Source organism: Paenibacillus daejeonensis DSM 15491, from assembly GCF_000378385.1.
Classification (GTDB): Bacteria; Bacillota; Bacilli; order Paenibacillales; family Paenibacillaceae; genus Paenibacillus_D; species Paenibacillus_D daejeonensis.
Genome location: NZ_KB899665.1, coordinates 236930 through 263793, shown reverse-complemented (window position 1 = coordinate 263793; position 26864 = coordinate 236930). Strand labels below are relative to the sequence as shown.

At 54.0% G+C, this 26864-nt stretch carries 20 protein-coding genes; 4 read left to right on the top strand and 16 right to left on the bottom strand.

The window, feature by feature from the left end:
* Nucleotides 1–26: 26 nt before the first annotated feature.
* Nucleotides 27–4631: a glutamate synthase large subunit gene (gene gltB / locus F556_RS0119815; RefSeq protein ID WP_026297392.1), complete on the bottom strand. Its 4605-nt coding sequence runs from the start codon at nucleotides 4629–4631 to the stop codon at nucleotides 27–29.
* Between the two features lie 1105 nt (nucleotides 4632–5736).
* On the opposite strand from gltB, the gene F556_RS0119810 reads away from it, so the two are divergent.
* Nucleotides 5737–7032, top strand: a complete 1296-nt coding sequence (locus tag F556_RS0119810; RefSeq protein WP_020618737.1) for a stalk domain-containing protein — start codon at nucleotides 5737–5739, stop codon at nucleotides 7030–7032.
* A gap of 466 nt (nucleotides 7033–7498) precedes the next feature.
* Here F556_RS0119810 and kapB read toward each other — a convergent pair whose 3' ends face one another.
* Nucleotides 7499–7885: a kinase-associated lipoprotein KapB gene (kapB, locus tag F556_RS0119805; protein WP_020618736.1), complete on the bottom strand. Its 387-nt coding sequence runs from the start codon at nucleotides 7883–7885 to the stop codon at nucleotides 7499–7501.
* A 170-nt stretch (nucleotides 7886–8055) separates the two neighbouring features.
* Between kapB and F556_RS0119800 the strand changes: the two genes are divergently transcribed.
* Nucleotides 8056–9174 (top strand): UDP-N-acetylglucosamine--LPS N-acetylglucosamine transferase, encoded by a 1119-nt coding sequence (locus tag F556_RS0119800; RefSeq protein ID WP_026297390.1) that lies wholly within the window; start codon nucleotides 8056–8058, stop codon nucleotides 9172–9174.
* 94 nt (nucleotides 9175–9268) lie between these two features.
* A complete protein-coding gene (locus F556_RS0119795) occupies nucleotides 9269–10684 on the top strand; it encodes an NAD-dependent malic enzyme (protein WP_020618734.1) in 1416 nt (471 codons plus the stop codon).
* Nucleotides 10685–10714: 30 nt separating this feature from the next.
* Here the strand turns inward: F556_RS0119795 and F556_RS0119790 are convergent, their stop codons facing one another.
* From F556_RS0119790 to F556_RS0119760, 7 genes are all read right to left on the bottom strand, one after another.
* On the bottom strand, nucleotides 10715–11122 hold the full coding sequence (locus tag F556_RS0119790) for a RidA family protein (RefSeq protein WP_020618733.1): 408 nt from the start codon (nucleotides 11120–11122) through the stop codon (nucleotides 10715–10717).
* Between the two features lie 237 nt (nucleotides 11123–11359).
* Entirely contained in the window at nucleotides 11360–12343 is a 984-nt protein-coding gene (locus F556_RS0119785) for a C40 family peptidase (protein ID WP_020618732.1), read from the bottom strand.
* Nucleotides 12344–13317: 974 nt separating this feature from the next.
* Nucleotides 13318–14223, bottom strand: a complete 906-nt coding sequence (locus F556_RS0119775) for a cation diffusion facilitator family transporter (protein WP_020618730.1) — start codon at nucleotides 14221–14223, stop codon at nucleotides 13318–13320.
* 323 nt (nucleotides 14224–14546) lie between these two features.
* A complete protein-coding gene (locus F556_RS37950; protein ID WP_157272851.1) occupies nucleotides 14547–14747 on the bottom strand; it encodes a hypothetical protein in 201 nt (66 codons plus the stop codon).
* Nucleotides 14717–15100: a hypothetical protein gene (locus tag F556_RS37945; RefSeq protein WP_157272850.1), complete on the bottom strand. Its 384-nt coding sequence runs from the start codon at nucleotides 15098–15100 to the stop codon at nucleotides 14717–14719. Before F556_RS37945 ends, F556_RS37950 begins: the two co-directional genes overlap by 31 nt.
* 29 nt (nucleotides 15101–15129) lie before the next feature.
* Nucleotides 15130–15609, bottom strand: a complete 480-nt coding sequence (locus F556_RS34615) for a zinc ribbon domain-containing protein (RefSeq protein WP_020618728.1) — start codon at nucleotides 15607–15609, stop codon at nucleotides 15130–15132.
* A 203-nt stretch (nucleotides 15610–15812) separates the two neighbouring features.
* On the bottom strand, nucleotides 15813–17435 hold the full coding sequence (locus F556_RS0119760; protein ID WP_020618727.1) for an ABC-F family ATP-binding cassette domain-containing protein: 1623 nt from the start codon (nucleotides 17433–17435) through the stop codon (nucleotides 15813–15815).
* Nucleotides 17436–17636: 201 nt separating this feature from the next.
* On the opposite strand from F556_RS0119760, the gene F556_RS0119755 reads away from it, so the two are divergent.
* On the top strand, nucleotides 17637–18299 hold the full coding sequence (locus F556_RS0119755; protein ID WP_020618726.1) for an SGNH/GDSL hydrolase family protein: 663 nt from the start codon (nucleotides 17637–17639) through the stop codon (nucleotides 18297–18299).
* 6 nt (nucleotides 18300–18305) lie between these two features.
* On the opposite strand, the gene rbsK is transcribed toward F556_RS0119755, so the two are convergent.
* The 7 genes from rbsK to F556_RS0119720 form a co-directional block, all read right to left on the bottom strand.
* Nucleotides 18306–19244 (bottom strand): ribokinase, encoded by a 939-nt coding sequence (gene rbsK / locus F556_RS0119750; RefSeq protein WP_020618725.1) that lies wholly within the window; start codon nucleotides 19242–19244, stop codon nucleotides 18306–18308.
* A gap of 32 nt (nucleotides 19245–19276) precedes the next feature.
* Nucleotides 19277–20578: a response regulator transcription factor gene (locus F556_RS0119745; protein ID WP_020618724.1), complete on the bottom strand. Its 1302-nt coding sequence runs from the start codon at nucleotides 20576–20578 to the stop codon at nucleotides 19277–19279.
* Entirely contained in the window at nucleotides 20553–22367 is a 1815-nt protein-coding gene (locus tag F556_RS0119740; RefSeq protein ID WP_020618723.1) for a sensor histidine kinase, read from the bottom strand. The genes F556_RS0119745 and F556_RS0119740 overlap by 26 nt, the downstream gene beginning before the upstream one ends.
* Before the next feature lie 13 nt (nucleotides 22368–22380).
* The gene (locus F556_RS34610) at nucleotides 22381–23259 is read right to left on the bottom strand and encodes a nucleoside hydrolase (protein WP_020618722.1); all 879 of its coding nucleotides are present in this window, start codon (nucleotides 23257–23259) and stop codon (nucleotides 22381–22383) included.
* Between the two features lie 27 nt (nucleotides 23260–23286).
* The gene (locus tag F556_RS0119730; protein WP_020618721.1) at nucleotides 23287–24168 is read right to left on the bottom strand and encodes a carbohydrate ABC transporter permease; all 882 of its coding nucleotides are present in this window, start codon (nucleotides 24166–24168) and stop codon (nucleotides 23287–23289) included.
* Between the two features lie 9 nt (nucleotides 24169–24177).
* Nucleotides 24178–25095 carry an ABC transporter permease gene (locus tag F556_RS0119725; RefSeq protein ID WP_020618720.1) on the bottom strand — a complete coding sequence of 306 codons (918 nt, stop codon included), beginning with the start codon at nucleotides 25093–25095 and terminating at the stop codon, nucleotides 24178–24180.
* Between the two features lie 71 nt (nucleotides 25096–25166).
* Nucleotides 25167–26849 (bottom strand): extracellular solute-binding protein, encoded by a 1683-nt coding sequence (locus tag F556_RS0119720; protein WP_020618719.1) that lies wholly within the window; start codon nucleotides 26847–26849, stop codon nucleotides 25167–25169.
* Nucleotides 26850–26864 lie beyond the last annotated feature (15 nt).

The following is a 26864-nucleotide window of genomic DNA, read 5'->3' as shown; positions in this document are numbered from 1 at the left end:
CTTCCGCTTACTTGTATGCATAATGATTAGTTGCCGCCTACGCGAGCCAGCTCACGCATGTTGGCTTCAAAAGCTGCCAACAGTGCCGCTTCGCCCTCAAGACCGGATTGCTCCATCTTATCGATCTGGGCCAGCATCCGTTTGTAGTCCTTCGGAATAACCTTGACGAATTGATCCAGCGATTGCTCCCAGTCCGCCAATACCGCTTGACCCGGGCTACTACCCGTGTATTCGACATGACGCTCGATCAGGTTGCGCAGTTCAGCGATATCGCGCTCTTCCTCGACACGCTCCAGGGCAACCATCTCCAGGTTGCAATGCTTGTAGAAGTCGCCATTGCGATCCAGGATATAGGCGATACCACCCGACATCCCTGCTGCAAAGTTACGTCCGGTCTCACCCAGAACGACGACTCTGCCGCCCGTCATATATTCGCAGCCGTGGTCGCCCACGCCTTCGACGACAACGGACACGCCACTGTTACGTACAGCAAAACGCTCGCCCGCGATGCCGCGGATGTACGCTTCGCCGCCAGTCGCTCCGTAGAACGCTGTGTTGCCGATAATGACGTTGTCCTCTGCTGCGAAGGTCGCTGCAGGGGATGGCGCTACAACAATCTTGCCGCCCGACAGACCCTTGCCGACGTAGTCATTGGAATCACCCTCCAGGGAGAGCGTGATGCCTTTGGGTACGAAGGCGCCGAAGCTTTGACCGGCCGAACCGACAAAGTGCAGCTTGATCGTATCTTCCGGAAGACCTGCGGCTCCGTAGCGGCGTGTCACCTCGCTGCCGAGGATCGTGCCGACAACACGGTTGGTGTTGCAGATATCCAGCGTGCCGGAAACCTGCTCGCCATTCTCCAGCGCCGGCATAGCCAGCGGCAGCAGCTTTTGCATATCCAGCGACTCTTCCAGACCATGGTTTTGCTGTTGTACGTTGTAACGTACAGCGTCCTTGGTCGCTTCGGATTGATGCAGCAGCGGCGTCAAATCTACGCCTTTGGCTTTGTACGTATCGATCAGGTGCTTGGTCTCCAGCTTGTCGACACGGCCAACCATCTCTTCAATTGTACGGAAGCCCAGCTCTGCCATAATCTCGCGCAGCTCTTGTGCAACGAACAACATAAAGTTAACTACATGCTCCGGATCGCCCATGAACTTCTTGCGAAGCTCAGGATTCTGAGTCGCGACGCCGACCGGACAAGTGTCCAACTGACAGACGCGCATCATGACGCAGCCAATGACGACGAGTGGCGCAGTCGAGAAGCCGAACTCCTCAGCACCGAGCAACGCAGCGATCGCCAGATCGCGTCCGTTCATCATCTTGCCGTCGCACTCGACAACGACGCGATCGCGCAGGTTGTTGAGCATCAGGGTCTGATGGGTCTCAGCGAGGCCGAGCTCCCACGGCATACCGGCATGGCGCACCGAGTTCATCGGAGAAGCGCCTGTACCGCCGTCATAGCCACTGATCAGGATGACGTCTGCGCGGCCTTTGGCTACGCCAGCTGCAATCGTGCCGACACCTACAGCCGATACGAGCTTGACGTTGATGCGAGCCCGCGGGTTCGCGTTCTTCAGGTCGTGAATCAGCTCAGCCAGATCCTCGATCGAATAGATATCATGATGCGGAGGCGGTGAGATGAGGCCCACGCCAGGCGTCGAGCCACGTACTTCCGCTACCCATGGGTACACCTTGCGGCCAGGCAGCTGTCCGCCCTCGCCAGGCTTTGCACCTTGGGCCATCTTGATCTGAATCTCGTCCGCGTTGACAAGATAGTTACTGGTAACCCCGAAGCGTCCGGAAGCTACCTGCTTGATTGCACTGCGGCGCAGATCGCCATTAGCGTCCGGTGTATAGCGGTCCGGATCCTCGCCACCTTCACCAGTATTGGATTTGCCGCCGATACGGTTCATCGCAATAGCCAGACTCTCGTGTGCTTCCTTACTGATCGAACCGAAGGACATCGCACCCGTTTTGAAACGCTTGACGATGGATTCAACCGATTCTACTTCTTCAAGAGGGACGACATTGCCGTCTTTCTTGAAGCTCAGCAGAGAACGCAGCGTGCTGTGCTTCTGATCTTCGCCTTGAACAAGTGCCGAATACTTCTTGTACAGGTTGTAGTCATTGGCACGGGCAGACATCTGCAGCGTATGGATCGTCTGCGGGTTGAACAGATGATCTTCGCCGTCTTTGCGCCATTGGTACTCGCCGCCAGAGGACAGCTCGCGCTCGGTTCCTTCCTTGTCGTCATATGCCAGGTGATGAGGCTCAAGCGCCTCGCGGGCGATGACGTCCAGACCGATGCCGCCGATGCGGGATGGGGTCCAGGTGAAGTATTGGTCCACCAGATCTTCCTGCAGGCCAACAGCCTCGAAGATCTGGGCGCCGCGGTACGATTGGATTGTCGAGATGCCCATCTTGGAGAGGATCTTTACGACGCCTTTCGTTGCAGCCTTGATATAGTTGCGCACGGCTTTGTCGTGCGAAATATTGTTCAGCATGTTCTCGCGAATCATGTCATCGAGCGATTCGAAGGCCAGATACGGGTTAACCGCGCTCACGCCGTAGCCGAGCAGCAAGGCATAGTGATGCACCTCGCGCGGCTCGCCGGACTCCAGCAGGAGACTGACGCGGGTCCGCGTACCTTGACGGATCAAGTGATGGTGCAGCGCCGATACAGCCAGCAGCGACGGAATCGCAGCATTCTCACGATCGATACCACGGTCAGAGAGGATCAGTACATTATGACCCTTGTCGATGACGCGGTCGGCAGCTGTGCACATCTCTTCGATGGCGGCGCGCAGCCCTTCCTCGCCACGGTCTGACGGGAAGAAGATCGGCAGCGTGATCGATTTGAAGCCTGGACGGCGTACATGACGCAGTCTCGCGAAATCCTCGTTGGAGAGGATCGGCGAATCCAGACGGATATGACGGCAGCTCTCAGGCTCCGGATCCAGCAGATTGCGCTCGGAGCCAATGGTTGTGCCAGTGGCCGTAATAATCTCCTCACGGATCGCATCAATCGGTGGATTGGTTACCTGTGCGAACAGCTGCTTGAAGTAGTTGAACAGACGCTGCGGGCGCTCGGAGAGCACTGCCAGCGGTGCGTCATAGCCCATGGAAGCGATCGGCTCTACGCCGCTGCTTGCCATTGGTTCAATAATTTTGCGCAGATCTTCATACGTGTAGCCAAAAGCTTGCTGACGACGCTTGACCGTCTCATGGTCCGGTTCCGGCAGCTCAGGCGCCTCCGGCAGTTCCTGCAGACTGATCAGGTTCTCGTTCAGCCACTCACGGTAAGGCTTCTCCGCGGATATCTCAGCTTTGACTTCTTCGTCGGCAATGATGCGACCTTGCTCTGTATCGACGAGCAGCATCTTGCCTGGACGCAGACGATCCTTATATAGAATGTTCGCAGGATCTACAGGCACGGTGCCTGCTTCCGATCCCAGGATGATGACATCGTCCTTGGTCACGTAGTAACGGGCAGGGCGCAAGCCGTTGCGGTCGAGCGTTGCACCGATCCGGGTACCGTCGGTGAAGCCCATCGCCGCAGGTCCGTCCCACGGTTCCATCAATGTGCTGTGATATTCATAGAACGCTTTTTTGTCATCGTCCATGCTCTCGTGGTTGGACCATGGCTCTGGAATCATCATCATGGCTGCATGAGGAAGCGAACGACCGGAGAGATAGAGGAACTCCAGGGTGTTGTCGAACATCGCCGTATCCGAACCATCCGGGTTGATGATCGGCTTGACCTTGGCCATGTCTTCGCCGAACAACGCCGACTCGAACAGGGACTGGCGGGCATGCATCCAGTTCACATTGCCACGGAGCGTATTGATCTCTCCGTTATGAATGATATATCTGTAAGGATGCGCGCGCTCCCAGCTCGGGAACGTGTTCGTACTGAAACGGGAATGCACGAGTGCGATCGCCGAATCCAGCGTCTCATCGTTCAGCTCCACATAGAACGAGCGGACCTGCTCCGTGGTCAGCATGCCTTTGTAGACGATCTTCTTGCTCGAGAGGCTTGGGAAATAGAACATATCTCCGCCCTCAAGTCCCGAGTAGCGGATCGCATGCTCGGCGCGCTTGCGGATGACATACAGCTTGCGCTCAAACGGCAGTTCACCCTCAAGACCTGCTGCACGGCCGATAAAGACCTGACGCACATAAGGCATAGCCGCCCGTGCGGATTCACCGAGCTTCTCGTCGTTGGTAGGCACGGTGCGCCAGCCCAGCACCGTCTGGCCTTCCTCGGCGATGATCGCTTCGAGACGGCGCTCATGCTCGCTGCGCGCCTGCTCGTCTTGCGGGAAGAAAATCATGCCTACGGCGTAATCGCCCTCAGCCGGCAGGACCACGTCTGCCTTGGCCATCTCGCGCGTGAAGAAGCCGTGCGGGATCTGGAGCAGAATACCTGCGCCATCGCCGGTGTTCGGCTCGCTTCCCTGGCCGCCGCGGTGCTCCATGTTCTCGAGAACCGTGAGCGCCTGACGTACGATTGTGTGTGATTTGATGCCTTTGATGTTCGCCACAAACCCCATACCGCAAGCGTCTTTCTCATACTGCGGATCATACAGGCCTTGCTTAGGCGGCAATCCATAACGTGTATCTTTCATTGTATGCAATGCAACCTTTCTATCAAAAGATTTGATCCAGCCCATCCGAAAGCGTTCGTTCATCCGTCCGCCGCTGGAGTAGTACTTATACATAACTTCTGTTACAAGAAGTCACAAAGCTCGCCGCCCCGGTGTGCCCTGACCTCAGGGTCGGCACGCGCCCGCGACAAAAACACAAGTGTACAGACTTATTGAAAGTCTGCTGGGATTCTAACGTAAGGATCAGTTCTCGCTTGCCGAAAAGATAGAATCCAGCCGCACACTTGTATTCAGCAACAAAAAGCTTTCACTCCAGCCCGTTATAACTTAAAATAAATCTGTGGGCGCAGGACCTCTAAATGCGTGTTCAAAAAGGTCACGATTCAGCACCGAAGCTTAGGCTTACGAAGCAACGTTTTCTGCGAAAACGTCTTGGCTTACGAGAACCTGAAGAAGGAGGAGCGGAGTGTAGGCAGACCTACATGAGCACCGGACTTCAAAGGTAAACGCAAGATTCGATGTCGAGTTAGCTTCCTGACTCTCTTCGTGATCAATTGGAATCTTTTTGAACAACCGCTCTAAGTCCCGGCCGTGCTGCCAAAAGGAAGACAACAGGGTCACGTGGTTCCTAAGCATGGACTTAAGCATACACGGTGACCGAACCTTACATAATGCAGGAAATCACGAAAAGTTTGTACTATTCACATGAATTTCGCTGCCATGAAGGACAGATTGTTCACATTCCATCCGCAGCATAACAGTCCCATTGCGGGTTTTTAGTATTCCATTATTTTATCATTACGCCAAAACGATATCAATTTAATATTTTTATAATCTTGATAAGTTTCTTTGAACGCAGCTTGTCAATTTAATAAAAGATTAAAAAGATCGCTTTTCAGCACCGAGAAGGTTGGAGGCAGGAGGAAATGAGGAGCGGTCCACGTTTTCGAAGAAAACGACCTCGGAAGCGTGGCTACGTGAGCACCTAAGAAGAAGCTTACGCAGCCAGTTTCCTTCGGAAACTCTTATCCGACTGCATTCAAGATTCGATGTCGAATTCACTTCCATGCATCACTTCGTGATCAAAAGCGGCCTCTTAAAATTATAGCAAAAGGATGTGGACGATTTGTATAGCAACTTAAGGAAACTGGGTAAAATCTCTGCTGCCGCTCTCTTGTCCGGCACATTGCTGCTCGGCGCTCTGCCCGCGGGAGCTGCCGCTCCGGCCCCTGCACCTGCAGTTATCTCTGAGAATGTGGCGGCCACCTATGAACCGTACCGGATCGTTGCAATCGGCGATTCACTCACGGCCGGGTATGAATTCGGATTCACGGAAACCTCCGTCCCCTACGGGTATGTAGAGCGGGTCTATGAGCAAGCGCTGTTCCGGGGCCGCGCTGAGGTCGCCAACTACGGCATTCTGGGTCTCCGTATCGAAGGTCTCGAAGCCTGGCTGGCAGCTGCCCGTGACGGACGCACGGTCACACCTGCTGCCATAGCTGGCGCAGTGACGGATCCCCGTGCTGCCCAGATTGTGGCGCGTACGGCACAGCTGGGACAGGATTTGCAGCAGGCGGACCTGGTCGTCATTACGATTGGCGCCAACAATTTCACTGCACTGATTGATATGGTAAATAAGAGCAAAGAGGAAATTGAAGCCTGGCGTACAGAAACAATGAATCAGTATGAAGCTTCAATGGAGTCTGCCATCCAGACCATTCTGGAGGTTCGTCCTGAAGCCAGCATCGTCATCTCTGATTTCTACTCGCCGGTCCCCAATAGTGCCATCGCAGGTGTCACCCACGCCCAGTACCAGCTGTTTCAAGAGAGCATCAGGCTAATTCAAGGCCGGTTGGGCGAGGTCGTCAAGCGATTCACTGATAATGGCAGCGATGTAAGGGCAGCCTACAGTGCAGAAGCCTTCGTAGGCAAGGAACTGGGCATGACCTACATCATGCGCCGCGACATCCATCCCAATCAGGTAGGCTATGCCGCTATCGGGGGTGCTTTTGCCCAGTCGATCTGGGGTGAAGAACGTGTCGTTGCTGCGCGTCCGGAAGGCGTCGGAATCTCTGTCGTCGTCGACGGCAGCGAATTAATTACGGTGAACCGGCCAGTATTGAAGGAAAATCGCACCTACCTGGCCATCAAGGACATCGCTGATGCCATGAAGGCGACAACCGTGTGGGACGGCAAGGCCAAGACAGCGACAATTCGCAGCGGCGGCCGCGAAGTGGTTCTGCAGATCGATTCGTCCGTCATGCGGGTGAACGGCCAGCCGGTCACTATCGATACTCCGGCTTATCTGCAGCCAATGAACGGGGAGATGAAAACCTACGTTCCGCTCGCTGTCCTCGCGGACGGCCTCGGTTTTCAAGTCGTATACAGCGCACCTACAAAAACGGCCTTCATTAATAAGTAATTTTCCAACATCCAAGAGGGGCTGTCCAAAAGTCAGTGAAAGCTGACGGTGGACGGCCCCTTTGTAGGAAATGTAACTTCTGCTCTAACGGCCGCCAGAGCGCTTCTAGAGATTTTGTAACGGCCACCACAGCCGCTATTTCGCCCAAATCGAGTCACTTTGAATTCTAACGGCCACCAGCGCACTTATTGGAGGTTTTCGAGGCTCCAGTGGTCTGTTTGGCCACAATAGGCGCATATATGGCCGTTAGAAATGATGAGCTACCTTTTGAAGGCAAATAAGCGCATATATGGCCGTTAGCCGGAAGGGCAGCGAGGACGCGCAGGGTAGGCGACGCCTAGCAGTAGATCGCCGGCTGGACAACCACCCTCCCCTGCTCTAACGACCACCAATGGTGGCCGTCAGAGCCCCCAGCGCGATTCGTTTGATTAATTTTCAATTTCATCGCATGCTATACTTGGTCAGCTTACTTGTATTCGCGGCCCAGTCCCTCTAACTGCTCCAGACCACGCTCGGCCCAGCGCTTGAGCTTGTCCAGCATGTCGATTTCGGCTTGAAGGGCTTGGGCGAGCGACGCCTTGTATTCCGGCACTTTGCCAGCATAAGGCTTGATGTCGCGTAGCAGCGTAAGCGCTTTTTCAGTATAGCTGAGGGCCCGCCGTTCATGAAACATCGGCACGTCAGGATCGTAGGGGTTATGCAGGTCCCCCTGGTCCGGGTGCTTGAGCACCGCCAATACCTTGACGACGCCACGGGGCGCATTCACTTCGATCAGTTCTCCGACATAGACCCCGGTTTTGTAGTCCATTTTTACCGTGGATCCGATCTCCAATTGCTGTCCGGTTTCTTTCATTGCCTAGATCCCCCCATGTCGGTCAGATTCCTATGATTTGTCTTCTCATTGGATGGTTTACTTATCCTTTAGGATAATTTAATGTAGTAGACAGGCGCAAGTGCTATTTCTAATCTTGTCTTGGCTGCTTTCAAGTCGTAATATGGTAATTAGGAAAAGTAGGTGAGATGATGCGGAAGAAAAGAGTGCTTCTGCTCTCCGAAGGATTCGGCTCTGGACATACCCAAGCCGCCTATGCGCTGGCCGTGGGACTGAAGCAGCTCTCTCCGGGCATTCAGGCTCGTGTCATTGAATTGGGCAAATTTCTTAATCCGGTTGTCGGACCCTGGATCATGTCTGCATATCGCAAGACGGTCAGCAAACAGCCGAAGCTTGTCGGCATGATGTATCGCACGCAGTACCACAAATCGCTGAACCGCTTTACGCAGCTGGCGCTGCATCGCGTATTTTACACCCAGACCGCCCAAGTCATCTCTCAGCTGAAACCCGATCTGATTGTCTGCACCCACCCGGTGCCCAATGCGGTTGTGGCTCGGCTCAAGCGACTGGGGCTGGATGTTCCCCTATATACCCTGATTACGGACTATGATGCGCATGGCACCTGGACGAGTCCAGAAGTGAACAAATACCTGGTATCGACACCGCTCGTGAAAAAAAAGCTGATGACCCACGGCATTTCTGCCACTCGGATTGAGGTGACAGGTATCCCTGTACATCCGACCTTCTGGCAGTCCTATGACAAGCCGGCCATCCAGCAGGAGTTCGAGCTCAAGAATATGCCGACGGTACTCATTATGGGCGGCGGCTGGGGATTGCTCAGCGATAATAATCACATCATGGAATATATGACCCGCTACCGGGAGAACATACAACTGATCTTCTGCGTTGGCAATAATGACAAAGTCCGAGAGAAGCTGCAAGCCGACCCCAACTTTCAGCACCCCAATATTAAAGTGCTGGGCTTCACCAATGACGTCAGCAAGCTGATGGATGTCTCGGATCTGCTCATTACCAAGCCTGGAGGCATGACCTGTACGGAGGGATTAAGCAAAGGCATCCCGATGCTATTCTACGAGCCGATCCCCGGCCAGGAGGAAGAGAACTGCGAATACTTCATTCAGCATGGCTTCGGTGAGATGCTGACCTCCACTGAGACCATCGACAAATGGTTTACCATGATCAAGGAGCCTTATGCGTCCTCGCAGTTCCGCCATACCTTGATCAGCAAGCGCAACCAGCAGTATAGCCCAACTAAATGCTCACAAGCCGTGCTGGCTATGATGCAATAACCAACTCCTAGAGACCGACCGCCGCTTACATATTGTAAAGGGCGGTTTTTCTTTTATACAGTGTCATAATAGGATAAAAAACGGAGGAATTGCTATGAATGGCAAATCGCTTGACGGAAAAACGATTATCCTGCGACTGGAGCTCGACACCAAGCTGGCTAATTTCAGCCGTGCAGCATCAGCCATAGAACAGGCTGGAGGCGACGTTGTCGCTATCGACGTCATTCAGACCGGACGGGAGCGGACCGTCCGCGACCTCACGGTCAAGGTCGGGGCGGCCTCGATGACGGACAAAATAGCCAAGGCCCTCGCTGAGCTCCCAGGCATCCGCCTGGTCAATGTGTCAGACCGCACATTCCTGCTTCATCTCGGCGGCAAAATCGCCATTGCTCCCAAAACACCGATTCAGAACCGGGACGACCTCTCCCGGGTATATACACCGGAGGTTGCCCGCGTCTGCACAGCCATCCATGAAGACCCTTCCAAGGCTTTCACATTGACAGTGAAACGCAACATGGTAGCTGTCGTCTCTGACGGTAGTGCCGTACTCGGGCTCGGCAATATCGGACCGTATGCAGCGATGCCTGTGATGGAGGGCAAAGCCATGCTCTTCAAGCAATTCGCAGAAGTTGATGCCTTCCCGATCTGCCTGGATACCCAGGATACCGATAGTATCATTGCCTCGGTCAAGGCGATTGCCCCTGCCTTCGGCGGGATTAATCTGGAGGACATTGCTGCGCCCCGGTGCTTTGAGATTGAACAGCGGCTGCGTGAGGAACTCGATATCCCGGTATTTCACGATGACCAGCACGGCACCGCTGTTGTTCTGTATGCCGGCCTTATTAATGCCCTCAAGCTGGTTGGCAAGTCAATTGAGGAGGTTCGCATCGTCGTCTGCGGTATTGGCGCTGCCGGTACCGCCTGCACCAAGATGCTATTGGCCGGCGGTGCCAGGAACATCCTAGGCGTCGACCGGGAAGGGATTCTGAGCGCGGACCATACATATGCTCATCCGATGTGGCAATGGTATGCTGAGCATACCAACCCTGACCGGCTGCATGGCGGCTTGTCAGAGGCACTGGAGCAGGCCGACGTCTTCATTGGCGTCTCAGCGGGCGGCATCCTTAGCCGCGACCATATCCGGTCGATGGCCGACCAGCCCATCGTATTCGCGATGGCTAATCCAGAGCCGGAGATTCGACCGGAGCAAGCCGAAGAGCTGGTCGCTGTCTTCGCGACGGGACGCTCCGATTATCCGAACCAGATCAACAATGTGCTGTGCTTCCCCGGCATCTTCCGGGGGGCTCTCGACTGCCGGGCCAGCGAGATCAACGAACCGATGAAGCTGGCGGCCGCCGAGGCCATTGCCTCTGTCATCGAGCCGGAGGAGCTGGGACCGCACTACATTATCCCAAGCGTATTCAATCAGCGGGTCGTCGAGGAAGTCCGGCGCCGCGTCATCCAGGCCGCCATTCAGAGCGGCGTCGCACGCAAAGAGCCGCGGGAATAATCCCGCGGCTCTTTCCTTTTCGTCTAGGCTCTAGTGCGCATCAAGCTCCACACGGGCCATCCACAGCTCCATCTCAATCTTGAGCTCCGGCAAACCAAGTGCGCTAAGGTAACCCACCGTCATCGACGGATAACTGCTACCGAAGAGATTCTCCCATTGCGCATACAGATACGTCCAGTCCAGCTCCTCGGTTGCCCAGATATTCACCTTCACAATATCTGCGGCCTCCAGACGCTCGGACTGAAGCAGAGCTGCAATATTACGGAACGTGTTGGCAATCTGCTCCTGCATAGCCTCTGGCAGGCTACCGTCTGGAGCCGTACCGACCTGCCCGGAGCTGACATACAGAGTGGCCCCCTGTGGAATCCTCGTCAGATGACTGTAATTCCCTACGGGCGGGCTCACGCCTGCCGGATTGCTTCTTGTTAATTTACTCATGTGCATACATCCTCACTGGTTAGGAAGTGCTGTTCCCCTATAGCTCTTAAATAGACAGACGGATCCCGTCATAGAGCGTTTAGAAAAAAACAGCCGTGGAGTAGCCGTAACCCGAAGCCAATGCGCATAGCGATCTTTTCTTCATTGCCGGACACTCCCCTTCCCTTACCAGTGGTATGCTTATGCATTTAGACTAAAGAATTCTGCCGCACGTGTCAACTCGTTACCGAGTCGAACTTACAGCGCCGAGCCACCAAACAGGAAGCGATGTTCCCAATGCTTGCCTGCAATGCTGTCTGTGCGCACGCCACCCGATTCTTTGGAATACGTGTGCAGGATTTTGCCATCACCCAGATAGATGCCCACGTGTGTGATTGTCGCTCTGGATTTGTTGATGCCGCTGTACGAGGAGGCGCTTGTCCCGCGATAGCTCATGAAGAACATCAAGTCGCCGCGCTGCAGTTGACGCCAATTGGATTTGGCATTGCCCTTGTTCTTGACATGCGCGCCTTGACCTCTTGAGTCCGCAGGAAGCGTGATGCCCAGTCCGTTCTGGAACGCCCGTCTCACGAATGCCGAGCAGTCAAAGGAAGCCGTACTGTTGCGGTTAGAGCCGTATTGATACGGTGTGCCAAGGAATTTCGCGCCAGCCGCAATGACCTTCTCCACATTGTTGTTCTGAGAGGAGCCGCCTCCAGTAGATGGTGGTACGGCAGCTCCTCCGCCTCCGCCTACACGAATATATTGGGACTGACTGCTGATGTAACCGGTCGTGCCTCTGGAATCTCGTACATGATACCAGTAAGAGTTCGGTTGGCTCAGGATGGTTACGGTCTCCCCTGCGCCGATGTAACGAATTCGTGATGCGCTTGTCGCTGGTCCGGTCCGGAAGGAGACAGATTTAACAATTTGACCCGTACCGCTGCCCGAGGACCCGGACGATCCGGAGGACGCCGTTATGTATTGTGAACTGGAGGATACATATCCTGCCGTGCCGCCTGCATCGCGGACTTGGTACCAGTAAGAATTAGGCTGACTAAGAACAGTGAGTCGTTCGCCTGCTTTCAAGTAACGCTTCACGTTCGAGGAAGTATTGGGTTGGTCCCGAAAGCTGACCGATTTTTTGACTTGAATATGTGTTGCCGCCTCTGCTTGTCCCGGGACCGCCAGCAGCGGCACCAACAGGGCCATAATTAATAGTGTGAGTAATGATTTTTTCAAAAAACTCAACCTCCATCCTGGATTATCGGGGTGTGCGCTGTCCTCCTCTCGTCGAAATCTGTCTCCATTCTAGAGCCATCTCTCCCGCCCCTGCATCCAACGGCAGGCCCATTTGCCCAAGCCCACGACTCGCCCTCACAAGACATTGGAAACTGGGGGAAAAAGATGAATAATTTCTCATCATTTTTTATGATATCGCTTTCAAACCAAGGATCGCCAATTAAATTACCAAATGAATGAAATATAATTGGCAAGATTATGAACGCACAAAAATAGGACCAGCGATCCATATAATCGCCAGCCCCATCTAGGACCCGGAATAAATTGGCAAGCCAAATTGACCCTTCTGCTAGCGTCACAGAGGGCTATTTCGGCTTTATGTAACATGTCTATATTTACATATAAACCATATCTCGAATGGGTAAACAGCTGGATTGAACAAAATAAACGATTTACTGGTTCTTAGGAGCTTGCACGCTTTAGGGTGCCTTTTTGCGCCGCTATACAGATTAGACGACCTTGATGCAGGCAGAGTTGCATCACCAGTCAATCCATTTTTAGGAACAGAATCCTCTTACTGTGTGATCGTGTTCGCAATCGCCAGCCCTCGCCTGGTTCAAGTAAACTTTTACCCTTGGTTGCCGCCGTTCGCCTACTTTGCCTCGATCCAAGTAACCTTTTACCCTTGGTTGCTCCCGTTCGCCCACTTTCTCACGATCCAAGTATCTTTTTGCCCTTTAGTGCTCTCGTTCGCCTACTTTCCCTCGATCCAAGTAACTTTTTACCTTTGGTTGCTCCCGTTCGCCTACTTTCCCTCGATCCAAGTAACCTTTTACCCTTGGTTGCTCTCGTTCGCACACTTAGCCACAATCCAAGCAACTTTTTGCCCTTGGTTGCTGCTCTCCATACAAAAAAGCGCCGGAAGAGATCGCATCTCCTCCGGCGCCCATTACCCTGCCTCTTCATCCGCCGCATTACGGTGTGGCGGGCAAGAAAGGCTCCACGTGGACGTGGATATTCATAATGTCGTGCTTACGCTTCATTTTCTTCTCCACCTCATCGCAGATTCGGTGGCTCTCTACTAGCGTAAGCGTCGGGTCAACGAGAATGATTACATCCACCAGCACATTGCTGCCGTGGATCCGGGCTTTGATATCCTTGATCTCACGTACACCCTTAATGCCGGCAACAGCACTTTGCAGGGATTGCAGCTTCTCCTCGTCAAAGCCGTCTGTTAACGCGTGGGTGGCACTGTAGAAAATCTCCCACGCCGTCTTACAGATAATCACGCCCACGGCCAGTGCCGCTACCGGATCTAACCAAGGCATGCCCATGCGAGCTCCAATGATCCCGATAGCAGCCCCGATACTAACCAAGGCATCTGAGAGATTGTCCTTGGCCGCAGCCATCAACGCCTGGCTCTTGATCCGCTGCGCCAGGCGGCGATTATAGCTGTACACACCAAACATGACGATGGATGAGCCGATCGCCACCCAGAAGGTCAGCATCCCTGGAGCTTCATGCGCGCCGCCAAACAGCGAACGGACCGTTCCGATCAGCACCTGGATGCCAATCATCGCCATAATAAAGGATGCCACCAAAGCAGCAATGGTTTCAGCGCGGTAATGCCCGTACGGATGATCCTTGTCCGGCGGCTTCTGCGAGATCCGCAATCCGATGAGTACAGCAACGGAGGCCACAATATCCGTTGCGTTGTTGAGCCCGTCCGCCATCAGGGCCTCCGACAGGAATAGATAGCCGACCGTCAGCTTCAGTCCTGAGAGAACAATATAAGTGGCTATGCTCAGCCACGCACCCCGCTCCCCTTGTCGGATGTTCTCATAAGTATCCAGCTCAGGCACCTCCAATATCTTCAACACCAATAAAAATATCTTATCTGACGCATCCCTTGTGGGTCTAGAGAAACAGTGTTGACCTGGTACGCACAAAGCTGCACCGCTGCAACTTCTTTGCGAGCCCCCAACTGACGCAAACGTACAGCCTGTCTATCAGTTTGCCCATATCGAAGAAATGTCAGACTCGCTTGTGTCACAGTAAAATCGCAGTCTCTGTCATAGAATGTTCACATATAAGAAGGGCAAAGTAGAACATCTTCGCCGTCCTATAGTGGCATGTCCCCATACAGCCTTCCCGTCTCTAGCACTTGTCACAGGCCCTATTCGGCCTTATTTTGCAACGCTCGTCACGTGACGTTGGCGAGCCAATCGAATAGATAATAATAGCATTCAAAAAATGCGTTACTGCGGATGGGTAGCGGATTTACGGAGCTGTAGAGGAACAAAGGTGCGTTACAGCAGCCAATCAGCGGGTTGCCAGGCAAATAGAGGAACAAAGGTGCGTTACAGCAGCAGATCAGCAGGTTGCCAAGCAAATAGAGGAACAAAGGTGCGTTACAGCAGCCGACCAGCGGGTTGCGAGCAAATAGAGGAACAAAGGTGTGTTACAGCAGCCGATCAGCAGGTTGCCGAGCAAATAAAGGAACAAAGGTGCGTTACAGCAGGCGATCAGCAGGTTGCCGGGCAAATAGAGGAACAAAGGTGTGTTACAGCAGGCGATCAGCAGGTTGCCAAGCAAATAGAGGAACAAAGGTGTGTTGCAGCAGACGATCAGCAGGTTGCCAAGCAAATAGAGGAACAAAGGTGCGTTACTGCAGCCAATCAGCGAGTTGCCGAGCAAATAGAGGAACAAAGGTGCGTTACTGCGGGCGGTTAAAAAAGGCCTATGCGCATGGCGCATAGACCTCAAAATAAGACCACGGATTGCTGTTAGGTGACTGGCGTCTCCGACAGCTCATCCCCGCATTGGATACAGTACTTGGAGCCAATGTCATTCTCCGCACTGCACTTGCGGCAGATGACGCGAATGTCGCCTGTGGTGTCCTCGACGCGCGGCTCATCGGGGAACCGCTTGCCGCATTCCGGACAGAACTTCAGATCGATCGGCACGACCTTGCCGCATGTACACGTCTTCTCCGATTTCATGTTCTTGATCTTGTCTTCGATGGCATCAATATCTTGCTGGAGCAGGACAAGCTCCTCGCAATAATCCAATACCTCGACTTCCGATTCGGCCAAGTCGCCCGACACAAATGCACGGTACACCGCCTTGCCGATTTTGAGCTGGATTTTGTCCATGTCTTTCTCTTTGGATGAAATCTGACTCTTCATTTTCGTAATCTCAACCGTCTGCTGGGCTTTTTTGGCCGCGTCTGAAGCGCCCTGCTTCACTTTGTTAAAAAACGACATCGCTGCTCTCTCCTTTGATAGGCCTTTATAAGAAACGGAACTTGGTCAATACCATTATAATAAACATACGCTGGAACATTCAAACAAATTACGGCTTATCTCGACAAAAAAAACCAGCCCCTCGTCCGCATACGCAAAAACCCCGCAGCAGCCTTGGTTCGACTGGTGCGGGGTTGATTCATAATAGAACGCCAGGCTTCAGATTACACGGTAGCGTACATGCTCTCGCGCAGCCCCTTCACCTCTTCGCTCTCCAGATACTCATCATAGCTCATCGTCCGGTCGATCAGGCCATTTGGCGTAATCTCGATAATCCGGTTAGCGATGGTTTGGATGAACTGGTGGTCATGCGAAGTGAACAGGATCGTGCCGTCGAAGTCAATCAGGCCATTATTGAGCGCAGTGATCGATTCGAGATCCAAGTGATTCGTTGGCTCGTCGAACAACAGCACGTTGGCGCCATTGAGCATCATCTTCGCCAGCATACAGCGGACCTTCTCGCCCCCGGAGAGAACGCTGGCTTTCTTGAGCGCTTCTTCGCCGGAGAACAGCATCCGTCCCAGGAAACCGCGCAGGAACGTCTCATCCTGGTCCTTGGAGTACTGGCGCAGCCAATCCACCAGGTTCATCTCGATGCCGTCAAAATAAGCCGAGTTGTCCTTAGGGAAGTACGCCTGTGTGGTCGTAATGCCCCAGCTGTATTCACCAGCATCTGGCTCCAGCTCGCCCATAACCACTTCGAAGAGCGTCGACTTGGCCAGCCCATTCGGGCCAACTAGAGCGATTTTGTCGCCTTTGTTGACGACGAAGCTGATGTTATTGATGACTTGCTCGCCGTCCACCGATTTGCTCAGTTGATCCACGGTGAGCAACTGCTTGCCAGCTTCACGCTCCGGCTTGAAGTTCAGGAACGGATATTTACGGTTCGAAGGCCGGATATCATCCAGCGTAATTTTGTCGAGCGTCTTCTTCCGGGAAGTCGCCTGTTTGGACTTGGAAGCATTGGCGCTGAAGCGTTGGATAAACGCCTGCAGCTCCTTGATCTTCTCTTCCTTCTTCTTGTTCTGCTCACGCGCCAGCTTAAGCGCCAATTGGCTGGACTCGTACCAGAAATCGTAGTTGCCCATATACACTTGGATTTTGCCAAAATCGATATCCGCAATCTGGGTACAGACCTTGTTCAGGAAGTGCCGGTCATGGGATACGACGATAACGGTGCCTTCATAATCAAGCAGGAAGTTCTCCAGCCAACGGATCGACTCCAGGTTCAAGTGGTTCGTCGGCTCATCAAGCAGCAGGATCTGTGGATTGCCAAAAAGAGCTTGAGCCAGCAAGACTCTGACCTTCTCGTTACCTTCGAGTTCCTTCATCTGCTTATCATGATAGTCTGTAGGAATGCCCAGTCCGTTCAGCATGCCAGCAGCCTCGGATTCGGCTTCCCAACCGTTCAGCTCGGCGAACTCTGCCTCGAGCTCTCCTGCGCGCATGCCGTCTTCATCGGAGAAGTCCGCTTTGGCGTAGAGCGCGTCTTTTTCCTTCATGACCTCGTAGAGACGTGCGTGACCCATCATAACCGTCTCTAGTACCGGGAACTCATCATATTCATAATGGTTCTGCTTCAGCACGGCCATCCGCTCACCTGGCGTAATGTGCACGTCGCCGCTATTGGGCTCGAGCTCGCCGGAGAGTATTTTGAGGAACGTCGATTTGCCCGCTCCGTTGGCCCCGATTAGACCGTAGCAGTTGCCGGGGGTAAACTTAATCGTTACATCTTCAAAAAGCGGACGCTTGCCGTAACGCAACGTCACGCCGCTAGTGCTAATCATCTCATCCCGTCCTTTAACTTATTTCTAGAATGCTAAGTTCATCCTTTCATTATAGCACAATCTAAAGGATAGCGGCCAGAATGAAGACGGATTGGACAGGCGAGGGAAATTTTGAACTCCGTTGTTCCTATTGCCAAGCGTAAGCCGAGTGCTTAAGATAGACAAAAGACAATCAATTGTGGACAAGGGAGAGATGAGGGTATGGGCCAGGCAACAACGATATTATTTACAGGGGATTCCATCACAGACTGTGGCAGGGGCAGAGAAGAGCATCAGAATCACGTCTTGGGCCAAGGCTATCCGAATCTGATTGCCAGCAAGCTGGGGAATCTGTATGCCGAGCAGCAGCCGTTGTTCTTGAACCGCGGGATCGGCGGCAACCGGGTATCCGACTTGTATGCGCGCTGGAATGAAGACGCTATCAGTCTGAAACCGGATCTCATCAGCATCCTCATCGGAATTAACGATGTTTGGCGCACCATGAGGGGCCTGCCCAGTGGCGTAACGGATCGCTTCGAGCGCATCTATCGTCATCTGTTGGAGGAAACGCGTGAGGTGCTGCCTGACGCTTCACTTGTCTTGTGTGAACCGTTTGCGCTTCCGGGATCGGCGACGCAGGAAGGCTGGAGCGAGTGGCAGGATAAAGTGAAGCACTACAGCGAAGTACTACAGGGGCTGGCCGAGGCCTATGGCGCAGTGTTTGTGCCGCTGCAAGGTGCCTTCGACCGCGCCGCCCAACGGGCAGACGCCGCATACTGGCTCTGGGACGGTGTCCATCCAACCCCGGCTGGCCATGACATCATCGCCGAGGAATGGCTCATTGCGGTGAATAAGAGCGAGTTGGATGTGTTTTTTAAGCGGTAAGCCTGCTTAGGTAACGTTATGTTGGAGGAAGGATTCAACTCGGGTGCGGGTTGGGATCGATGATTGGGCACCGTGCTGAGTGACACATAGCGCAGCGGCAGCAGCGGCATAGTGCAGCGCATAAGCTACATCCTCACCGATTTCCCGCATAGCTCCGTAAGCGCCGATGAAGGTATCGCCGGCAGCGGTCGTATCTACAGCCTGCACCTGAAATGCCGCTACCTCATACCATTGTCCAGACCGATCAGCATACATAGCGCCACGGGCGCCGAGGGTGAGAATGACGCTCTCCACGCCTGCGGCGAGAAGCTGTCGCACAGTCTCTTCCGCATCCCTGTCTGTATCCTCTATTCCATCTCCTTCTAGAACCGTAGCCGCTTCGATCTCGTTGAGGATGAGGCAGTGTATGGCAGACAAAGCTTCTTGTTGCAGACGTATGGCTGGCGCAGGATTGTAATACACACGCTTGCCTGTGGCTGCCGCCTGAATAATTGCTGCCATCGATGTCTCATATGGGATTTCGTTCTGGATGAATACGGCACTGCAGGTAGCGGCAGCCGTCCAAGCCTGCTGCACGTCTTCCGGCGTCAATCTGCCGTTTGCGCCAGGCGACAGAATGATGCAGTTCTCCGCTGCTTCATCGACCTGGATAAATGCCTGCCCCGAATCGCCTTCTTTTCTCTTAATTCCGCTAGTGCAGATGCCTTGGGCTTGTAAGGAAGAGATGAAGTCAGCCCCTGCGTCATCCATGCCAACTGCTCCGATCATGACGACTTGCGCGCCCGACTTCGCAGCCGCCACTGCTTGATTGGCGCCTTTTCCCCCGTGGTTGTAAGCCAGATCCGCACTGTAGACCGTTTCCCCTGGCAGAGGATGCGTCTTCACCTTCAACACCACATCCCGATTCATGCTTCCAATGACCGCGATTCTGCCCTGACGTTCCATGAAGCCAGCCCTCCTGTCGGTTATATGCTTCGTTACAAGAACATGCGTGACTTGTACTCCTGCGGTGACATGCCAAACGTGTTGCGAAATACCTTGGCAAAATAGTTGGGATTGTTATAGCCCACCCGATTCGCCGCTTCCCCCACCTTCATGCCATCCTGCAGCAGCAGGCGCCGGGCAGCGCCCATTTTTTCTTTGGTGATATACAAGCTGAGTACTTCATTCGTCGTTTGCTTGAACAGCCTGGACAAGTACGTGGGATTGACGTGGAAACGGCGTGAAAGCTGATCCAGCGACAAATCTTCATTTAAGTGCTGGACAATGTACAGCTTCAATTGCTCAATCAGTACCGACCCGGACGCCTCCTCTTCAGATTTCACTAGCCGGTCTGTCTGATCCGCAGCGTCGATTAACAGCCCTTTCCCTGACAGGCGCTGCAAATCATCGCTCATGAGCCGGAAATTCGGTCCGAGCTCGGCCCAGCTCACAGGCAGCGAGCGAAACAGGATGGAGGTATGCACACCAAGTAGACGAAAAATGGTATTCTGGGCGTTCTCCATAATATAGGCGATGCGAATATGCTGCTGCAGGTTCTCCTGACCCGGGTCTGTGACCGGCTGGAGAAGCATGCCAGAGAGGCTGGTCGCCAGATGCACGGATTCCACCTTGAAAGCCTGGTTCAGCATTTCCTCCGCCAGATTCTGGACCGCAAAACGAACCAGAGGTGCGTCGCCTCTACTAAATCGTCCACCACCGTCATCAATGCGGATCAGGACGGGATAGACTTCCTTGCCATGCTCCAGCGCAAGATCCAGCAGTTGCAGGGTTGCTTGCAGTGAGGCACCGCTAGCAGCGCGGGACGGCTGCAGCAAGTCCGCCAGGATCTGATGCCTCAGCTGGCTGGCAGAGGCCTGCAGCTTCAGTCTTGCCTTCTCTAACGCCATCATTTCTTCCAGCTGTCTGTCGAGCTCGCCGATCACCTTCCGGATGCTGGCAACGACCTCCTCGTCGTCCGCTGGCTTGAGCAGATAGTCGCTGACGCCTAACTGGAGTGCTTTCTTGGAATACTCGAACTCGGAGTAGCCTGTCAGAAGAATGACCTTGCAATTCCAGCCGGCAGCCCGAATCGAGGCCACCAGATCCAGACCAGTCGCCTTCGGCATACGAATATCCGCCAGAATAATGTCAAAAGGCGAGAGCTCGATATAGCTTTGCGCCTCTGCGGCAGAGTAGGCGAATCGGATCTCCTTGAGGGGCAAATCCTGCGAAGCAATCATTTCCGCCAATCCCTCCACAATGGAAGGCTCATCATCCACAATCAACAGCTTGTACATGCTCTCTCATCTCCTCCGACGGTGTTATTCCTGCTGTGGCAATCTTATCGTCGATTGAAAATGTAATCTCGGTGCCGCTGTCATCGCTCACGATGATCAATCCTGACGAGCCCGCGAAGCTGCGCAGCAGACGCTGATGCACATTCCACATCCCGCAATGCTCCTGATCCAGGATGGGAGCCTCCAGCAGCTTCTTCACTTCCTGCAGCCGCTCTGCCGACATCCCGCCCCCATTATCCCTGACCGTTACAACCACGCTATCATGCAAGGTTCTCGCAATGTCGATATCGATCTGACTGAAGCTCGAGTAGTCCTCAAACCCATGCAGAATCGCATTTTCGACTAATGGCTGAAGCATTAGTACCGGTACGAGCAGCTCCTCCAGCCCATCCTCAACCGTAATACGAGAGTGGAGCCTGTCAGAGAAGCGCAGCTTTTGAATCTCCAGGTAGGTCTCCGTGAAACGCAACTCATCAGCAAGCCTGACATGTTCAGTCATTGCGTTGCGGGTCACAAACCGGAAGTAGTCACCAAGATATTTGCACAGACTGGCCACATGCTCCGTTTCGCCGGACTTGGCCATCCGGTAGCCCTGGTACAGCGAATTGTAGAGAAAGTGTGGATTAATCTGGGACTGCAGCATTTTCAAATGCGCCTCCTGCAGCTCCATTTTTTTCTGCAGCACTTCCTCAACCAGAACCTGAATCTGATGAACCATTCGATTGAATTGCTTGTAGACATAGCCAAACTCATCGCCCTGCTCCAACAGAATGCGCGCACTGTAATCTCCCTGCTCCACCCCCTTCATCGAAGCAACCAGCTTCCCTAGCGGGGAATGAATCTGCTTGTAAATGAAGAACGCAAAGAGCAAAACGACGATTCCTGTTGCGATCCACAGGTAGGTCGACCATTGTCGCAGTTGATGCATGGGCTTGAGCAATTCCTGCTCGTCGGCATAAGCTACGATACTGAATAAGTGATCCGTAGTCGTACGATTATAGACAACATAATGGTCGCCACCAAACGAGACACGGGAGGGATGAGCGGAGGCATGTATGGCGTGTCCCATGCTTGCATAGATATCCCGATCACGCTCCGGGCGCGAGGAACCTTCAATTAGCCGGTTGGAGCCAGCTTCAACGAGGAACACCTGGAACACATTGTCTTCCTCCAACGATTTGAGCGCATCGACAATTCGTTCTTTATAGATGTCGACCCCCAAGTAGTAGGAGATGCTCAGCGGATCATCACCGAGCCCGGAGAACTGTGTGGTATACGACAGATAATCCCGATCCAGGTAGCGATTGTACATCGTCTCGCTCCGTGAAGCCGCTTCCATCATTTGTTGCTTCCTTGCATCAATCTCACGAACGCCGTCCCGAAACGATACAACCTTGTTCAACTCCGGATCGACTAGATATACATCGGCAATATAATTATTGGCATAAGCGATCAGACCCATCTTGGACTTCAAGTTCTGATACAGAGAGACGTTTTGAAAGGTGAAATTCTCATGCTGCTGCAGATAGTAAGCCGGAAGATCAGGGTCATTGTTGAGGGCGATCAGCATCTGTCCAATGTTGGTCAGCTCATCATCCAATATCTTCATAAACAGATTCATCTGAACTGTCGATGAGTCCTCCGCCCGGTCCCCTGCCGCATCCATTCCGGCCCGGATCGCCAGCTGGGAGAAGACGAGCAAAGGGATCGTAACCAGCATAAAGCCAATAACGATCTTCAGGAAAACACTTAGTCGAACGCTTCTGTCCCATGACCCCATGGCCCTCATGTCTATACCACCCCTAGCCCATCATATCAACCAGCCAGTACTCCAGCAACTGTTCCATCGCCTCCGGAGCATCCACGGCCGTGATGTACCGATGCTGGCCCCCGCCAGGCAGCCAACGGTTGGTGCCATCCGGGGCAATCTCAATCGTTCCAGGGTCTGACAAGCGCCACTCTTCCGGCACACCCCTCACCGCCAGGAGGACTGCGATCAGGTCCCAGCTAGGCCGTCCCGCCACCCCTACGCCGAACGCCTCATACGACTGGCGCACCGGATGATCAGCCGGCGCATCCGTTAGCAGGCGCTTGCCCGTGAGGATTGCACAGCCAACCTCGTATCCTGCGAAGAGGATCGGCGTCGGCCAACCGGCAGCGACTTGGCGTGCAGACGCCGGGTCCATCTCGAAATTCCACTCCCGGCCGGCAGGGAAGCTGCCCCCCATCACGACCAGTGTCTTCACCTTGCGCGCCACCAGCTCCGGCTCCTCGCGCAGCAGCAGGGCGAGATTGCGGAGCGGGCCGATGGCTGCAATGACCAGCGAAGCATCCTCCGACTCCGTAAGCAATTGTCGGTAGAGACCCAAGGCATCAGGCGCGAGATGCTCCCCTCGATACCGATTCGGGAACTGCACAGCGATCCGCCTGTTGTATGACGCATAGCGCTCCTCATCCAGGAATCCTTGATCCTTCAACGTACCTACCGGAATATCAGAGCGGCCATAATAAGTGTTCAGCGCATCCAGACATCCGGCCCCCCAACGGCTCGACGTGCAATGCATCATGCCGACGATATGTGCCTCTCCTAGCCTGCTTAGCGCATGCAGCACTGCCACTGCTCCAGCATCGTCACAGTCGGGCCCGATATCAGTATCCAGGATGATGTTGACGGAACCCATTCACAGTCCCCCTATCCCAAGTAAGTCTTATTCCTTGATAGATCCCATAACAATTCCCTTCGTGAAATGCTTCTGAAGAAACGGATAGACGAGCAGAATCGGGAGCATGGCCATAAAGATCTGCGCCGAGTAGAGCGAGCGCCGCGATGCTTCCGCCGCATTGCGGGCATCGTCGATCGTCACGGCCTTTTTCGTCTGATCCAGCAGCACCTGCAGATAGGTCTGCAGCGGATATAGATCAACCTTGTTCATATAGATTAACCCCGAGAACCAGTCATTCCAATGCATGACCATACTGAACAGGATCAGCGTCGCTACTGCCGGCATCGATAGCGGGAGATAGATCCGGAAGAGCGTAACGAAGTGGCCGCCCCCGTCGATGTAGCACGCCTCCTCCAACTGCTTGGGCAACTGCCGGAAGAAATTGAGCAGCAGGATCACATGGAAGGTCTGTACCGCTGACGGCAGCACTAACGCCCAGATCGAGTCAATCAGATTGAGCTGCGAGACGAGCATGTAACCAGGAATCAGACCGCCGCTGAACAGCATTGTGAACACAATCACCCACACATAGACGTTGCGGTAGGGAAAAGCGCGTTCCTCCTTGGAGAGCGGGTAGGCCATGAGGAAGGTTAGGATCATGTTGACCGTCGTGCCTAGCAGTAGTCTTCGGAGCGTGACCAGAAAGGCGTCATAGAATTTCTCGTTAGCCAGCGCTTCCTTGTACGCTGAGAGATTGAAGCCTACGGGCCACAAGCCGACCAGGTTGGCGTTAGCGGCCCCTTTTTCGCTAAGGGACACCGCCATCAGATGGATAAGCGGCAGCACGCACAGCACGGCCACCCCGATAACAAACAGCAGGTTCACCCCATAGAACAGGCGGTAGGCGTTGGAATCATAGGTTTTCATAACGGCCTCCTAGAAGATACGGTAGTTGGCAAAGCGCGAGGCGGCCCAGTAGGATACCGAGATAAGCACAAGACCGACCACTGACTTGAACAGCCCCACTGCCGTGGCAAGACCATATTGCATATCAAGCAGACCTGCCCGATAGACCCACGTATCAATAATGTCACCGGTCTTGTAAACCAGCGGACTGTAGAGGTTAAAAATCTGGTCGAAGCCGGCATTGAGAATGCCGCCGATGCTTAGCGTCGCCATCAGGACAACGATGGGCATAATACCAGGCAACGTCACATGCCACACCTGCCGCCAGCGGGTAGCCCCATCCATAACTGCGGCCTCGTACAGCACAGGATTAATACCGCTCAGAGCAGCAAGATAGATAATGGCCGAGAAGCCAAATTCCTTCCATACATCGGTAACAACGATAACCCCCCGGAAGAGACCGGGATCGCCAAGGAAGAAATACGGACCCAGCCCAAACCACGACAGGATCTGATTCACAGCCCCACCATTCATGGACAGGACGTCGACCAGGATGCCGCCCAGGATGACCCAGGACAGAAAGTGTGGAAAGTACACCATCGTCTGAACCGTGCGTTTGACCAGATGGTGCCGAATTTCATTGAGCAGCAGGGCAAAAACCACCGGCACGAGCAAGCCCATTATAATTTTCATTACGGCAATGATGAGCGTGTTCATGACAATCGTTGCTGTATCCGGCAAGCTCAGCATGAACTCGAAATGCTCCAGCCCGACCCACTCCGAGCCGAAAAAGCCCCGGGTAGGTACAAAATCCTGGAAGGCGATGACGATCCCCACCATCGGTACATATTGGAACACTGCCAGCATGGCCAAGCCCGGCAGCAGCATCAGATGCAGCGGCCAGTTACGCCGCCAATTTACCGGCTTAAATCGAATGTAACGCAGCATATGCGTTTTCCTCCCCCGAACAAGTGAGGGCCGGGCAACGGTCGCCCAGCCCTCATTGTGTCCTTCCGTCGCTAGGATGCGGATTGGATTTCCTCCAAGATGTCATCTCCGCCCAGCTTGTGGTACTTGGTGACGAACTCATCGAATGTGTCGAGCGAAGCGCCCATGATGATATTAACAAAGGCTTCGGATTCCAGCTTGCCCAGCGTGGAGCCCTTGGAGAGCATAGAAGGTGTCGCTGCCCCGACAAAGGCTGGATAGGTCAGCGACTCGTAGCTGTCGAGCACGGCCTCCGCTTCGTAATACATCTTCTCCATGGCCCAGCCTTGCAGTCCTCCGGGCTTGATCTGGTTGTTGTACACATCCTTCGCCTTGGCCGATACCAGCTTCGACTCATCATTCGTTGCCTGATACTCCCGCAGCTCCCGACCTACCTCCAGATTGCCAAACGGTGAATCGAAGAAGAACGGTCGGGCATAGTTATGCGCCTCCAGCCCCTTGTGCGTACCGCTCAGCGCCTCATACCAGCGTGTCTGTGCCTCAGGGAACAGCTCTGGCGTAGAGCTGATGAACATGTCGGTCCACAGATTCATCGACTTGATAATCGCCTCGGGATGCTCGAAGTCTTTGCTTACCACAAGCCACTCGTTCGTGAATGGAAGCGCCTTGGGTGTGGGCTCCCCGCCATCGAGTGTCGGAATCGGATAGGCATTCCACTGAGCATCCGGCTCGTTCTCCAGGTTCTGTCTCAGAGGGTACAGCGGATTCCAGAAGGCTCCGAACAGAATACCTACTTTGCCCGCCATGATTTTCTCCACCGTGACAGAGTAGTCCTTAATGCCGAATTCCGGATCGAAAGCGCCGAGCGCATACAGCTCCTGCATTTTACCGAGTGCTTCCTTCATCTGGGGCTGCGTGCTGCCATATACGATGTTGCCACTCTCATCCTCTACCATAATCCCGGGATAAGCCCCATACGCCGCAGCGATGGCATCCATCGCGAGTGTATTCAAGCCACTCTCCAGGGAGATCGCATACGTGTCCTTCTGACCGTTCTGATCAGGATCGTTCTCCACAAAAGCCTTGGCCACAGCTGTCAGCTCATCCATCGTCTGCGGTGGCTCGAGTCCCAGCTCATCCAGCCAGTCCTGCCGGATATACATGACCGGAATCGAGTTGCCATAATCCTTGGGAGCGGGGATGCCATAGAGCTTACCGTCCATCTCGGCAGGCGCGAAGGATACCCTGTCCTGGTATTCCAGATTACGCTTCAGCTCGTCAGAGGCATAACTGTCATATACGGACGACAGATCGGCCAGTTGATCGTTCTTGATCATCTTCTGGAGCTGCTCGGCTCCGACGAGCAGGACATCTGGCAAGTCATTGCTCGCGATTGCCAGATTGATTTTCTCGGACATTTTGGAGGCTTCCACCACGAACTTGTTCTCGTACTGGATATTTAGCATCTCCTTGTTCAGCCGGGTGTGGATGTTATCCTCCACACTCTCGCCTTCAGGATAGTTGATGCCTGCCCCGACACTGGCGCCGATCGACACCGTGACCGTCTCCGGATAGGCCCCCAGGTTCGTCTCCTCTTGCACCGTATTGTTGCTGTCCGGCGGCGTAGCGGCCGGATCATTCACCGATGAATTATTATTCGTTGTATTGCCCGTTGAGCAGGCCACCGTTGTGGTCAGTGTGATAACCGTCAACAGATGCAGCCATGATTTTGTGGATGGTTGTCTGCGTGGCATTGTAAGTCCCCCCAT